This window comes from Cryobacterium sp. BB307 (assembly GCF_012274275.1).
Taxonomy (GTDB): domain Bacteria; phylum Actinomycetota; class Actinomycetes; order Actinomycetales; family Microbacteriaceae; genus Terrimesophilobacter.
Genome location: NZ_JAANZA010000002.1, coordinates 412,411 through 425,230 on the forward strand (window position 1 = coordinate 412,411; position 12,820 = coordinate 425,230).

15 protein-coding genes are annotated in these 12,820 nt (G+C 70.0%); all 15 read right to left on the reverse strand.

Annotated features, from left to right (window positions below; genetic code table 11):
• Nucleotides 1-2: 2 nt before the first annotated feature.
• Nucleotides 3-239: a DUF6704 family protein gene (locus HGK58_RS09270; RefSeq protein ID WP_227412039.1), complete on the reverse strand. Its 237-nt coding sequence runs from the start codon at nt 237-239 to the stop codon at nt 3-5.
• A 39-nt stretch (nt 240-278) separates the two neighbouring features.
• A complete protein-coding gene (locus tag HGK58_RS09275; RefSeq protein WP_168627296.1) occupies nt 279-878 on the reverse strand; it encodes a Trp biosynthesis-associated membrane protein in 600 nt (199 codons plus the stop codon).
• Nucleotides 875-2,389, reverse strand: coding sequence for an anthranilate synthase component I (locus HGK58_RS09280; protein WP_349236190.1), 1,515 nt, complete (start codon nt 2,387-2,389; stop codon nt 875-877). The genes HGK58_RS09275 and HGK58_RS09280 overlap by 4 nt, the downstream gene beginning before the upstream one ends.
• Nucleotides 2,386-2,748, reverse strand: a complete 363-nt coding sequence (gene hisI / locus HGK58_RS09285; RefSeq protein WP_168627298.1) for a phosphoribosyl-AMP cyclohydrolase — start codon at nt 2,746-2,748, stop codon at nt 2,386-2,388. Before hisI ends, HGK58_RS09280 begins: the two co-directional genes overlap by 4 nt.
• Before the next feature lies 1 nt (nt 2,749).
• Complete coding sequence (hisF, locus tag HGK58_RS09290) at nt 2,750-3,508, reverse strand: imidazole glycerol phosphate synthase subunit HisF (protein WP_168627299.1); 759 nt, start codon at nt 3,506-3,508, stop codon at nt 2,750-2,752.
• Nucleotide 3,509: 1 nt separating this feature from the next.
• Nucleotides 3,510-4,352, reverse strand: coding sequence for an ATP phosphoribosyltransferase (hisG, locus tag HGK58_RS09295; protein ID WP_168627300.1), 843 nt, complete (start codon nt 4,350-4,352; stop codon nt 3,510-3,512).
• Between the two features lie 63 nt (nt 4,353-4,415).
• Nucleotides 4,416-4,679 (reverse strand): phosphoribosyl-ATP diphosphatase, encoded by a 264-nt coding sequence (locus HGK58_RS09300; RefSeq protein ID WP_168627301.1) that lies wholly within the window; start codon nt 4,677-4,679, stop codon nt 4,416-4,418.
• Nucleotides 4,680-4,716: 37 nt separating this feature from the next.
• Entirely contained in the window at nt 4,717-5,091 is a 375-nt protein-coding gene (locus HGK58_RS09305; protein ID WP_168627302.1) for an FKBP-type peptidyl-prolyl cis-trans isomerase, read from the reverse strand.
• Between the two features lie 29 nt (nt 5,092-5,120).
• Nucleotides 5,121-5,783 (reverse strand): ribulose-phosphate 3-epimerase, encoded by a 663-nt coding sequence (rpe, locus tag HGK58_RS09310; protein ID WP_168627303.1) that lies wholly within the window; start codon nt 5,781-5,783, stop codon nt 5,121-5,123.
• 10 nt (nt 5,784-5,793) lie between these two features.
• Nucleotides 5,794-7,188, reverse strand: coding sequence for a transcription antitermination factor NusB (locus HGK58_RS09315; RefSeq protein WP_168627304.1), 1,395 nt, complete (start codon nt 7,186-7,188; stop codon nt 5,794-5,796).
• Nucleotides 7,185-8,102, reverse strand: a complete 918-nt coding sequence (gene fmt / locus HGK58_RS09320) for a methionyl-tRNA formyltransferase (protein WP_168627305.1) — start codon at nt 8,100-8,102, stop codon at nt 7,185-7,187. Before fmt ends, HGK58_RS09315 begins: the two co-directional genes overlap by 4 nt.
• Before the next feature lie 38 nt (nt 8,103-8,140).
• Entirely contained in the window at nt 8,141-10,105 is a 1,965-nt protein-coding gene (locus HGK58_RS09325) for a primosomal protein N' (protein WP_168627306.1), read from the reverse strand.
• Between the two features lie 2 nt (nt 10,106-10,107).
• Complete coding sequence (metK, locus tag HGK58_RS09330; protein ID WP_246865497.1) at nt 10,108-11,307, reverse strand: methionine adenosyltransferase; 1,200 nt, start codon at nt 11,305-11,307, stop codon at nt 10,108-10,110.
• A 30-nt stretch (nt 11,308-11,337) separates the two neighbouring features.
• Nucleotides 11,338-12,516, reverse strand: a complete 1,179-nt coding sequence (gene coaBC / locus HGK58_RS09335) for a bifunctional phosphopantothenoylcysteine decarboxylase/phosphopantothenate--cysteine ligase CoaBC (RefSeq protein WP_168627743.1) — start codon at nt 12,514-12,516, stop codon at nt 11,338-11,340.
• A gap of 37 nt (nt 12,517-12,553) precedes the next feature.
• Nucleotides 12,554-12,811, reverse strand: coding sequence for a DNA-directed RNA polymerase subunit omega (rpoZ, locus tag HGK58_RS09340; RefSeq protein ID WP_168627307.1), 258 nt, complete (start codon nt 12,809-12,811; stop codon nt 12,554-12,556).
• Nucleotides 12,812-12,820 lie beyond the last annotated feature (9 nt).

Below are 12,820 nucleotides of genomic sequence, written 5' to 3' on the forward strand. Positions count from 1 at the left end.
GGTCAGTGGGTCTTCTTGGGCTGGTAACGCTCGCCGCCGGCGCCGTAACCGGCGCGCTTCAGCACCCAGCCGACGATGAGACCCACGACAACCAGGCCGGCGGAGGCCCAGACGAGCCACTCCATCTCGAACCAGAACGCGCCAGTGCCGATCGCGAACGCGGCGAGCATGATGATCACCGCGGTCCAGGCGGCCGGTGAGTGGCCGTGGCCGGGGTCGCCGATGTTCGAGTTGCTCAATTTCACTCCAGTTCTCATGGGGCTTTGACCGTAGTCAGTCTAGCGGGAGGCGGAACCCTGCTCGCCCTGCTCGGTCGGGTCGTTGCCCTCGCTCAAGGCATCCCAGTCGCTTGCGGCTCCCCGCGCGGTGGCTGGCGCTGAGCGCTCATATTTGCGGGACGCACCCGGCCAGCGGCGTGTCGTCACGAGGTTCAGGATGCCGAGGGCGGCCAGCAGGGCGGCGCTGACCATGGCCAGCCACGGCCATGGTGTCGGGCTGATCGCGGTGACAAGCTCGCGCAGCGACGACTCTCCTGACACTCCGGTCAGGTCGGTCACCAGCCGGGAGACCGCGCCAACCGGGTTCGCGATCGCTGCGGAGGCGACGATGACACCGCCGAAACCGATCGCCGTCTGCACCGCCGCGAGCACGACGCGGAAGAGCGTGCCCGCGATGGCCATCGCCGCGACGAGGGCGAGCCCGGCCAGTGCAAGCGCCGGCAGCGCCGGCCCGGCGACGTCTCCGCCCGCGGGGACCGGCTCCGCCGTGACCGCGCCGAGTTCAACCATGAACCAGGGCTGGGTCCACGCGAGCAGCATGAGCGCCGGCAACAGGACCCCGGCGAGGAGGCTCACGGTCTTCAACCGGCGAGGGGTCATCCGCGCACTCTCCGCATGGCGTTGGCGACGGCGACAGCGCGCAGCGGCGCCGCCGCCTTGTTGCGGGTCTCCTCGTACTCGCTGTCAGGGTTCGAGCCGGCGACGATGCCTGCACCGGCCTGCACCCTCGCCACCCCGCCCGCGATCGTGGTGGTGCGGATCGCGATCGCCAGGTCGAGGTCGCCGGCGAAGTCGAAGTAGCCGACGACCCCGCCGTACAGGCCGCGCTGCGCCGGTTCGAGCTCGTCGATGATTTCCAGCGCGCGCGGCTTCGGCGCGCCGGATAACGTGCCGGCCGGGAAGGTCGAGGTGAAGACATCGATCGGGCTGACGTCGGCCCTGGCGTCGCCCTCGACCGAGGACACCAGGTGCATGATGTGGCTGAACCGCTCCACCTGCATGAACTCGGTCACCTCGACCGAGCCGGCAGTGCACACCCGCAGCAGGTCATTCCGGGCGAGGTCGACGAGCATCAGGTGCTCCGAGCGCTCCTTGTCGTCGGCGAGGAGCTCCTCGGCGAGCTCGAGGTCGTGCTCGGGGTTGTCGCCTCGCGGCCGGGAACCGGCGATCGGATGCGAGTAGACGCGGCCGCCGCTGACCTTCACGAGCGCCTCAGGGGACGAACCGACCACCCAGTACTGCGCTCCGGCTGGGTCCTGAAGCGACAGGTAGTACATGTACGGGCTCGGGTTCAGGGTGCGCAGCACTCGGTACACGTCGAGCGGGTCCGCTGTCACCTCGTGGTCGAAGCGGTGCGAGAGCACAACCTGGAAGACGTCACCGTCCCGGATGTACTGCTTGCCACGCTCGACCGACTCGACGAACGCGGCACGCTCGATGCGCGACGACGGCGTCGGTGCGGTCGTCAGGTCGACCTCGGCGAGAAACGCCTCGGCCGGCTGCGCGAGCCGCCGCTGCAGCGAGTCGAGGCGGGCCTGCGCATCCGCCCAGGCGGCATCCGGGTCCGCGCCGTCGGCCAGCACGTTGGCGATCAGCAGCACCGAACCGTCCCTGTGGTCGACGACCACGAGTTCGGAGACGAAGCTCATGGCCAGACCGGGGATCTCGTAGTCGGCCGCGGGCGCCTCGGGGAGGTGCTCCAGTTGCCGTATGGCCTCCCAGCCGATCAGCCCGACGAGACCGCCGGTCAGCGGCGGGTGGCCATCGACCTTGGGGGTGCGCCACCGCTCGTGCAATCGCGCGAGCGCGGCGAGCGGCTCGGTCGGCGCGTCGTCGCCCAGCGCCCGGTCCGCGCTGAGGCCGAAGTCCTGCCATACGGCGGCATCCGAGCCCTGGGTGAGAACACCGAAGCTCGCGACGCCGATGAACGAGTAGCGGGACCAGATGCCGCCCTGCTCGGCGGATTCGAGCAGGAAGGTGCCCGGCGCGTCACCGGCCAGCTTCCGGTAGATCCCGACGGGCGTCTCCCCATCCGCGAACAGGGTGCGGATGACCGGGACCACCTTGTGGCCTGAGATGAGCGCGCCGAACTGCGCGCGGGACGTGGTCACTGGGCCGCCCCGATGACCGGGGTGAGCGGGCCGACGTCGAAGCACGCGTGCGCGCCGGTGTGGCACGCGGCGCCGACCTGCTCGACCTGCACCAGCAGGGTGTCGTTGTCGCAGTCGAAGGCGGCGCCCTTGACGTACTGCGCGTGCCCGGAGGTGTCGCCCTTGCGCCAGTACTCCTGCCGTGACCTGGACCAGAAGGTCACCCGGCCCTCGGTGAGGGTGCGCTTCAGCGCCTCGCGGTTCATCCAGCCGAGCATGAGCACCTGCTTCGTGCTCTGCTCCTGGATCACGGCCGGCAGCAGCCCGCGATCGTCGAATACCGCGGCCTCGAGCACCGCATCCAGTTCCGCGTCGTCCATGTCACGCTCCCCTGACGCTGATGCCGTCGGCGGCCAGCGCGCCCTTGACGTCGCCGACGGTGAGTTCCCCATTGTGGAAGACGGATGCCGCAAGCACCGCGTCCGCGCCCGCGTGCACCGCTGGCGCGAAGTGCTCGAGTGCGCCGGCGCCGCCGGAGGCGATCACGGGCACCGAGCTGAGCTCGTGCATCGCGGCGGTCAACTCGAGGTCGTAGCCTGCCTTGGTGCCGTCGGCGTCGATCGAGTTGACCAGCAGTTCGCCCGCACCGCGTTCGATGGCCTCTTTCGCCCAGTCGAGGGCCAGCAGGTCAGTCTCCCGGCGGCCACCGTGGGTGGTGACGATGAACCCACGGTCGGTGCGCTTGACGTCGAGGGACAGCACGAGCACCTGCGCGCCGAACCGGTCGGCGATCTCGTCGATGAGCGCTGGCCGGGCGATGGCCGCGCTGTTGACCCCCACCTTGTCGGCGCCGGCCGCCAGCAGCCGGCCGACGTCATCCGTGCTGCGCACTCCCCCGCCGACGGTGAGCGGGATGAACACCTGCTCTGCGGTGCGCGCGACCATGTCGTAGGTAGTCGACCGGTTGTCGACTGTCGCGGTGACGTCGAGGAAGGTGAGCTCGTCGGCGCCCTGCGCCGCATACTTGGCGGCGAGCTCGACCGGGTCGCCTGCGTCCCGCAGGTTCAGGAAGTTGACGCCCTTGACCACTCGGCCGTCTGCGACGTCCAGGCAGGGGATGACCCTGATGGCGACGGCCATGTCAGATCCGTGCCGCGTGGATCGGGCTGACCAGGATGGCGCGTGCGCCCAGCTCGTACAGCTCGTCCATGAGCTGGTTGGTGCCGGCGCTGGGCACCATGACGCGCACCGCAACCCAGCCGGTGTCGCGCAGCGGGGACACCGTCGGCGACTCCAGCCCTGGCGTGATAGCCGATGCGGCTTCAACCAGGTCGGCGGGCAGGTCGTAGTCCATGAGCACGTATTGGCGGGCGACCAGCACTCCCTGCAGGCGGCGGTGGAAGGTGGACAGACCGGGCAGGTCCTTGCCGGAGCTGATCAGCACCGCGGTCGACTCCAGGATGATCGGCCCGAACACCTCGAGCCCCTGCTGGCGCAGGGTCGTGCCGGTGGAGACGACGTCGGCGACCGCATCCGCGACCCCAAGTCGAACCGCCGACTCGACCGCGCCGTCCAGCGCAACCAGTTCGACGTCGACGCCCTGCTTCCTCAGGAAGCGGCCGACCAGTCCCGTGTAGCTGGTCGCGACGCGCAGGCCGCTGAGGTCCGCGAGCTCAGTGAATCGGCCGACCGGGCCGGCGAACCGGAAGGTCGACTCGGCGAAGTCGAGCCCGCCGATCTCGGTCGCGCTCGACCCGGAGTCGAGCAGCAGGTCACGGCCGGTGATGCCGACATCGAGCGCGCCACTTCCGACATAGGTCGCGATGTCCCGCGGTCGCAGGTAGAAGAATTCGACGTCGTTGGCCGGGTCGAAGACGATCAGTTCCTTCGAGTCCCGTCGGACGACGTAGCCGGCCTCGCCCAGCATCTGGGTGGCGGTGTCGGAGAGCATGCCCTTGTTGGGCACCGCGACTTTCAGTGTCATGTCAGCTCTTTAACTCGCCGCCGAAAGCGGCGCTCACGTGGGTGGGTGGTGGAGGAAAGGCGATCACAGATGTCGGTAGACATCGGCAGTCGTCAGACCCTTCGCGAGCATGAGCACCTGCAGGTGGTAGAGCAGTTGGGAGATCTCCAGCGCGGTCTGCTCTTCGCCCTCGTGCTCTGCGGCCATCCACACCTCGGCGGCCTCCTCGACGATCTTCTTGCCGATCGAGTGCACCCCGGAGTCGAGGAGTTCGACCGTGCGTGAACCGGCCGGTCGGGTCGCTGCCCGCTCTCCCAGTTCTGCGAACAGGTCGTCGAAGGTCTTCACGCGTACAACGTTACCTGCTGGCGGCAGGCTGCTTGGGCTAGGAGACGCCGAGCAGGTCGATCACGAAGATCAGGGTGCGGCCGGAGAGTTCGTGGCCGGTGCCTGCCTCGCCGTAGGCCAGACGCGGCGGCACCACGAGCTGACGGCGTCCTCCGACGCGCATGCCCGGGATGCCCTCCTGCCAGCCCGCGATGAGCGCGCCGAGCGGGAAGTTCACCGATTGGCCGCGGCTCCAGGACGAGTCGAACTCTTCGCCGGATTCCAGATCCACCCCGACGTAGTGCACGTCGACGGTCGAGCCGGGGGTCGCCTCTGCTCCGTCACCCTCGTCGATGTCCGTGATCACGAGGTCAGTGGGCGCCTCGCCCTCGAAGAAGTCGATCTCCGGCTTGGACTTGTTGAAATCGCTCATCGCACCATCCAAGCAGATGAGGCGGCTGTTCAGGCGTGGGTGTGCTCCGCGACCGCTGCCCGCAGCGACTGGATGTTGTCGGCCGCGGTGCCCGCGCCGTACACCGCGGAGCCGGCGACGAAGGTGTCGGCTCCGGCCTCGGCGGCGATGCCGATGGTGTCGGCGTCGATTCCTCCGTCGACCTGCAGCCAGACGTCGAGTCCGGATGCCTTCACAGCGTCGGCCGCGCGACGCAGCTTCGGCATCATGTCGTGCATGAATTTCTGTCCGCCGAAGCCCGGCTCGACGGTCATCACCAAGAGCTGGTCGAACTCGCCGAGAACCTCGAGGTAGTCGTCGATCGGCGTGCCCGGCTTCACCGCGAGCCCGGCGCGGGCGCCGATCTGCCGCAGTCGCCTGGCGAGCGCGACGGCATCCGTCGCCGCCTCGGCATGGAAGGTGACCGAGAACGCGCCCAACTCTGCGTACCCGGGCGCCCACCGGTCGGGGTCGTCGATCATCAGGTGCACGTCGAGCGGGATCGGGGACACGTCCTGGATCCGCCCGACCATCTGCGGGCCGAACGTCAGATTGGGTACGAAGTGGTTGTCCATGACGTCCACGTGCACGAGGTCGGCGGTCGCGATCGCGGCGATGTCCCGCTCGAGGTTGACGAAGTCGGCCGACAGGATGCTGGGGTTGATGCGCGCCATGCTGGCCAGCCTATTCGGCGGGCTTCTGCAGCAGCGCGATGAACATCGCGTCGGTGCCGTGCCGGTGCGGCCACAGCTGCACGTGCAGTGCGTCGGCGAGCTCGAGCGGCTGGTTCGTGACCCTGCCGAGCACGCCGGGGGTGTCCAGTTGCTCCAGCCCGGCCGCGACCGCCCGCTCAACAATCACACGCGTTTCCGCCACGTGCGGCGAGCAGGTGACGTAGGCGAGCAATCCGCCCGGCGCGAGCGCCGCGACCGCCGAGTCGATCAGTTCGCCCTGCAGCGTGGTGAGTTCCGGCACGTCCCGCGGTTGCTTGCGCCATCGGGCCTCCGGGCGCCGGCGCAGTGCGCCGAGCCCGGTGCAGGGCGCGTCGAGCAGGATGCGGTGGTAGCGTCCCGGCTCGTTCTCGCCGATGCTGCGCCCGTCGCCCACCCGTACCACCGGGGGCCGTTCGAACGCCGCGACCGCGTTGCGCACGAGCTCGGCGCGTGCCGGCACTAACTCGTTCGCGATGAGCTCGACGTCGCTGCCGAGCGCTTCTGCGGCGAGCAGCGCCGTCTTGCCGCCGGGGCCTGCGCACAGGTCCAGCCAGCGCTCCCCCGTGCCGATCGGCCGAGCACGCGTGAGGGCTAAGGCAGCCAGCTGCGATCCTTCGTCCTGCACCCTGACCCACCCGTCGCGCACAGCCGGCCAGCGCCGCGGATCGCCGCCGGGGCTGACCGCCGCGAACGGTGAGAACCGGCCCGGATCCGCGCCGTCGAGGTCGGAGGCGGTCGCCAGGCCGGGTAGTGCTGCGAGCGTCACGCGTGGGGCGACGTTGTCGGCCTCGAGCAGCGCCTCGAGCTCGTTCTCCCTGCCCTCTGCTCGCAGCGCCTGCCGAAAGGCCCTGACCACCCACGCCGGGTGCGAATGCTCCGCAGCCAGCCGGTCGTCGCCGCTCTTCGGTGTGGCGAGCACCCGCTGTCGCCATTCGTCGGCTCCGGTCCGACTGATCGTGCGCAGCACGCCGTTGACGAAACCGGTGCTCGATCGGGTGCCAATTTCGCGGGCGAGCTCCACCGACTCGTCGACCGCAGCGTGCTGCGCCACGCGCATGCCCAGCAGCTGGTGCGCGCCCAGTCGCAGCACATCGAGGATCGGCGGGTCGATGGTGTCGACGCCGCGCCGCGCGGCGAGTTCGATGACGCTGTCGTAGTAGCCGAGCTGACGCAGCGTCCCGTAGGTGAGCTCGGTGGCGAGGCCGGCGTCAGCGCCGCTGATGCCGGCGCGCGCGAGCCGAGTGGGCAGCAGCAGGTTGGCGTAGGCATCCGACTCTGTGACCGCCCGGATGACGTCGAACGCGACTCGCCTGGCCGCGCGCCCGGGGCGTTCGGCGCGCGACTCGCGTCCGCCCTTGCGGCTCACTGCGTCACCAGCTCTTCTGTGCGCTGCCCGCGCCACCAGTCGCCCGCGCGCATCGCGGTCTTCCCTGCCGGCTGCACCTGGAGCAGTTCGATCGGGTGGTCGGCTGTGCCCGCGAGCACGCGGCCTTCGACGAACCGGATGCGTCCAGGCGGCAACGGCGCCGCATCCGGTGCGGGGGTCGCGTCGAGGATCTTGAGACGTGCCCCGTCGATGGTGGTGTGGGCGCCCGGCTCCGGGGTCACTCCGCGGATGCGGCTGTCGACTTCCCGGGCGCTGCGGGCCCAGCCGACGCGGCCGTCGTCCAGGGTCAGCTTGGGGGCGAGGGTGACGTCGCCGCTCTGCGGCTGGGCTGATGCGGTGCCGCCTGCGATCGCGTCGATCACGTCCACCAGCAGTCTGGCGCCGCTGTCGGCTAGTTCGGCCAGCAATGATCCGGATGTCTGGTGTCCGGCGATCTGCTGGGTGAGCTGCCCGTAGACGTCGCCGGCGTCGAGCTCCTCCACCAGCCGGAAGACTGTCGCGCCGGTCAGGTCATCGCCGGCGATGATCGCGTGCTGCACCGGCGCTGCTCCGCGCCACCGCGGCAGCAGTGAGAAGTGCAGGTTGATCCAACCGTGCTCTGGCAGCGACAGCAGCGGTTCGCGGACCAGTCCGCCGTAGGCGACGATGACGCCGAGGTCCGGTGCGAGTGCCGCTATCGCCTCCGTCGCCGGTCCCGCCAGCCGGTTCGCCTTGATCACCGGGACCCCGAGCTCTGCGGCCGCCTCGGCGATCGGGGTGGCACGAAGCTCACGCTTGCGCCCGTGCGGGGAATCTTCCCGCGTGACGACGCCGACCAGCTCGTGCCCGCTCGCCGCCACCGCGGCCAGGCTCGGCAAGGCCGTCTCTGGGCTTCCCGCAAACACCAGGCGCACCGGCGCTCACTCTCCTTGATTCTTCGCTTCCGATGCCGTCAGGACTCGTCGGTGAACGGTTCGAGATCGTCGAACCGGACTCTCAGTGTAGGCGGCGCCGGCCTGCGGTTCGGCGGCACGGCCGAGCGCCTGATGGTCGCGTTCCGAATGAGTTCGGCGCGCAGCGAGCTCGCAACCGCACCGCCAGCCGAGTAGTCGAAACGGACGATCGCCCGCACTGAGCCTCGCTCGGTGGCGACGGGACCCAGCACGTCCACCCCCGGCCCGTCCGGGAGGACCGCGAGTGCCGCAGCGACCTCCTCCGCGGTGCCGGTGACGGTCGCCGCGCGCACCGCGGGCGGGAAGCGAAGCCGCTTCCGGTCGGACAGTTCCGCTCTCGCGTAGTCGGCGAGCCGCCAGGTGGCGAGGGCCGTGGCGATGCTCCCGCTGACCCCGACGAGCATCACCGGCGCGCCGGGGGCGGCCAGCGCGGTCGCGTTCGACCACCAGCGCAGGCAGTCCTCGGCGATCCGGAGGCTCTCGCGCGCGAGCATCCGCTCCCCATCGAGGAGCAGCACCGCCCGGTAGCCGCCGGATGCGATGGGCTCTGCGCCGCGGGTGGCGATCACCAGCGCGGGGGTACCGGACACGCCGAGCACGTTCCGTTCGCCGTCGGCGACGATGACAGGGACGCCGGGGAAGGCACGGCCGAGATCCTCGGCCGTGCGGGTTGAGCCGCCCGTGCCCTGTCGCAGCTCCGTGCCGGGGCACCGGTCGCACGCCCAGTCGCTGGCGATGGCGCCGCACCAGCCGCAGGACGGCGCCGCGCCGCGCGAGGCAAGCCCGAGCGGACCGCCGCAGTGTCGACAGCGTGCCGCCACCCTGCAGCTTGCGCACACCAGTTGCGGCGAGTAGCCCGGCCGGGCGACCTGCACCAGCACGGGTCCGTCCGCGAGGGCGTCGCGGGCGGCGCTCCACGCACCGGAGGGGATGCGGGCCCGCTGCGCGAGTGGGTCCTCGCCACGCTGGTAGGCGGTCGGGATGACGCGTGGCAGGTACGCGCGCCGCGGTGCAACCGCCTGCACCCAGCCGACTTCGACCAGGCGCTCCACCTCGGTGCTGCGGGTGTGCCCGAAGAAAGCGAGGGCACAGCCTTGCTGCTCCTGCCGCACGAGCGCGACGTCGCGGCTGTGCACGTACGGTGCGAGCGGTTCGGCGTGCAGCGGGTCACCGTCGTCCCATAACGCGATCAGGGCCAGTCGCGCCGCCGGCGCGTAGATCGCGGACCGATTGCCGACGATCACCACGGGCTCTTCCTCAAGGCAGCGCAGGAAGCCCGCGTAGCGGTCTCGGTCGGCTTGCCTGGCGTCAAGCGTCACGATGCGCTCCGCCGGCAGCACCGCCTCGAGCGCGGCGACCAGCTGTTCCTGGTCGCGGTAGTCCGGCACGCCCAGGATGACGTGCCCGCGCGGCAGCGCCCGGCTGGCGAGCGCGGCCATCGCGATCGCCCATTCGCCAACCCAGCGGCCATCAGGAAGCGGCGCGGTCAGCGGAACCGCGTCGACCGCGGCTCGGCCGCCGCGTTCGAGGATCGCATCGAACATCGCGTCGTCGAAGGCAGGGACGTCGGCGGGGGCGATCGGAGCGGGTGGGTCGGTCGGCTGCCTGCCCAGCCAGGCCGTCTCGACCCTCGCCTGCCGTTTGGGGATCGCCAGCCGGAGCACGTCGCTCGCCGAACCGCCGGCGCGGTCGGCGACACGCCGAGCGAGCGCCCAGACCTCAGGCGCCAGCACCGGGGCAGCCGAAACGACAGAGTCCAGGTCGCTCAGTTTGCCTGTGAAGTCCGCGTCGGTGGCGAGCTCGACGAGGTATCCGTTGGCGATCCGGTTGCGGAACGGGACCTTGACCCGCACGCCCGGCCGGACGGTCTCGGCGAGTGCGTCCGGCACCCGGTAGTCGTAGAGCTGGTCGAGCTGGGGCAACGGTGAGTCGATGAGCACCCGGGCGATGGATGCCTGACTCATGGCTACAACCCGGCTGCGCTGCGCAGCTGCTCCACGCGGTCGAGTCGCTCCCAGGTGAAGTCGGGGAGGTCCCGGCCGAAGTGCCCGTAGGTGGAGGTCTGCCGGTAGATCGGCCGAAGCAGGTCGAGGTCGCGCACGATCGCGGCCGGACGCAGGTCAAAGACCTCCCGGATGGCCTCGATGATGCGATTCTCATCAACGTGCGCGGTGCCGAACGACTCCACGTACAGCCCGACCGGATGCGCCTTGCCGATCGCGTAGGCCACCTGCACCTCGAGCTTGTCGGCGAGTCCGGCGGCGACGACGTTCTTGGCCACCCAGCGCATCGCATACGCGGCCGAGCGGTCGACCTTCGACGGGTCCTTGCCGCTGAATGCGCCACCGCCGTGCCGTGCGGCGCCGCCGTAGGTGTCGACGATGATCTTGCGCCCGGTCAGGCCCGCGTCGCCCATCGGGCCGCCGATCTCGAAGCGGCCGGTGGGGTTGATCAGGATGCGTGTGCTCTCGGCGTCGAGGCCGGAGCTCTCCAGCACCGGGCGGATCACCAGCTCCTCGATCTCAGGGAACAGCCGGCTGTTGTCGACCTCCGGCACGTGCTGCGTGGACAGGACGACGGTGTCGAGGGTGCGCGGCACGTCGCCGTCGTAGCCGATCGTGACCTGGGTCTTGCCGTCGGGCCGCAGGTAGCCGAGTTCTCCGCTCTTGCGCACCTCGCCGAGCCGTTCCGCGAGCCGGTGTGCGAGCCAGCTCCCGAGCGGCATGTACTGCGGCGTCTCGGTGGTGGCGAAGCCGAACATGATGCCCTGGTCCCCGGCCCCCTGGGCGTCGAGCGGGTCGGAGGCGCCGGCGCGGCTTTCCAGCGCGTGGTCGACGCCCTGCGCGATGTCGGGTGACTGCGCGCCGATCGACACCGAAACGCCGCAGGACTCACCGTCGAAGCCCATGTCGGACGAGTTGTAGCCGATGTCGAGGATGGTCTGGCGCACGATGGTCGGGATGTCGGCGTAGCCGGAGCAGGTCACCTCGCCGACGACATGCACCAGCCCGGTGGTCACGACGGCCTCCACCGCGACACGGCTGCTGCGATCCACGGTCAGCAACGCGTCAAGGATGCTGTCGGAGATCTGGTCGCAGACCTTGTCCGGGTGTCCTTCTGTGACGGATTCGCTCGTGAAGAGGCGCAGTGGCGCGGCAGTGCTCAATAGATCACCCAACGTGAAAGAGGAAGCGGTTCAGGACAGCAGATCGAGAATACGGTCGGCCACTGACGCCTTGGGGCCAGAGGCCTCCATCACTATATCCCCGGCCCTGTTCAGGGTTACGACCGAGTTCTCGCCGGTGCCGAAGCCTGCATCCCAGCCCACCCTGTTGATGACCAGAAAGTCGCTGCCCTTACGGGCGAGCTTGCGGCGGCCCAGCTCGAGCAGCGCACCCGGGTCTTCTTCGGTCTCCGCGGCGAAGCCCACGATGACCTGACCGTCACGCCGGTTCTCCGAGAGGGTCTGCAGGATGTCCGGGTTGCGCACCAGTTCGATGGTGAGCCGGTCGCCCTGGGTCTCCTTCTTGATCTTGCCCTCGGCGACAGCCTCCGGCCGGTAGTCGGCCACTGCCGCCGCCATGATCACCACGTGAGCGGTCGCGGCCGCGGCGAAGGTCGCGTCGGCAAGCTCCCGCGCGGATGACACGCGGGTCAGCACGACGGATGCCGGTGGCGCGACCTCGAGGTTCGCGGCGATCAGGGTTACGTCCGCGCCACGCGTGGCTGCGGCTGCCGCGATGGCGACGCCCTGCCTGCCGCTCGAGCGGTTGCCGATGTAGCGCACCGGGTCGATCGCCTCGCGCGTGCCACCGGCTGTGACGACGATGCGCTTGCCGACCAGGTCACGCGGTCCGCGTGCCGCGAGGGCCGCCTCGACGATCGCCTCCGGCTCCACCATGCGCCCGGGGCCGCTGTCGCTGCCGGTGAGCTGACCGCTCGCCGGCCCGACGATGACGACACCGCGTTCGCGCAGCACGGCGATGTTGTGCGTTGTCGCCGGGTTCTGCCACATTTCGGTGTGCATCGCCGGCGCGAGCACGAGCGGTGCGGTGCTGGCCAGGATGGTGTTGCCGAGCAGGTCGTCGGCGAGTCCGACGGCGATCTTCGCGATGGTGTTCGCGGTCGCGGGGGCGACGATGATCAGGTCGGCTGCCTGCCCGATCGCAACGTGCCTGACCTGCGCGACGCCCTCGTACAGGTCGGTGTGCACCGGGTTGCGGCTGATTGCCTCGAGAGTCGGCCGTCCGACGAAGCGCAGTGCGGCATCCGTCGCCACGACGTGCACGTCGTGACCGGCGAGGACGAGCGAGCGGATGACGCCGACCGCCTTGTACGCGGCGATCCCGCCGGTGACTCCGACGACGACGTTCAGACGCTCCCCCACGTTGCCGCCTTTGGGTCTGGGCTCGCTAGGAGGCGAGCGGCTTCATGACGAGCTTGCCCTCGTTGATCTCGTGCAGGGCAACCGAGAGCGGCTTGTCGTCGATGGTCGAATCGACGAGCGGTCCGACGTTGTCGAACAGGCTGCCCTCGTGCAGATCGGCGTAGTAGTCGTTGATCTGACGGGCGCGCTTCGACGCGAACACCACGAGCGCGTACTTGGAGTCGACCTTGGTCAACAGCTCGTCGATGGGCGGGTCGATGATGCCCTTGGCGCGTTCAACCATGAAAAAACT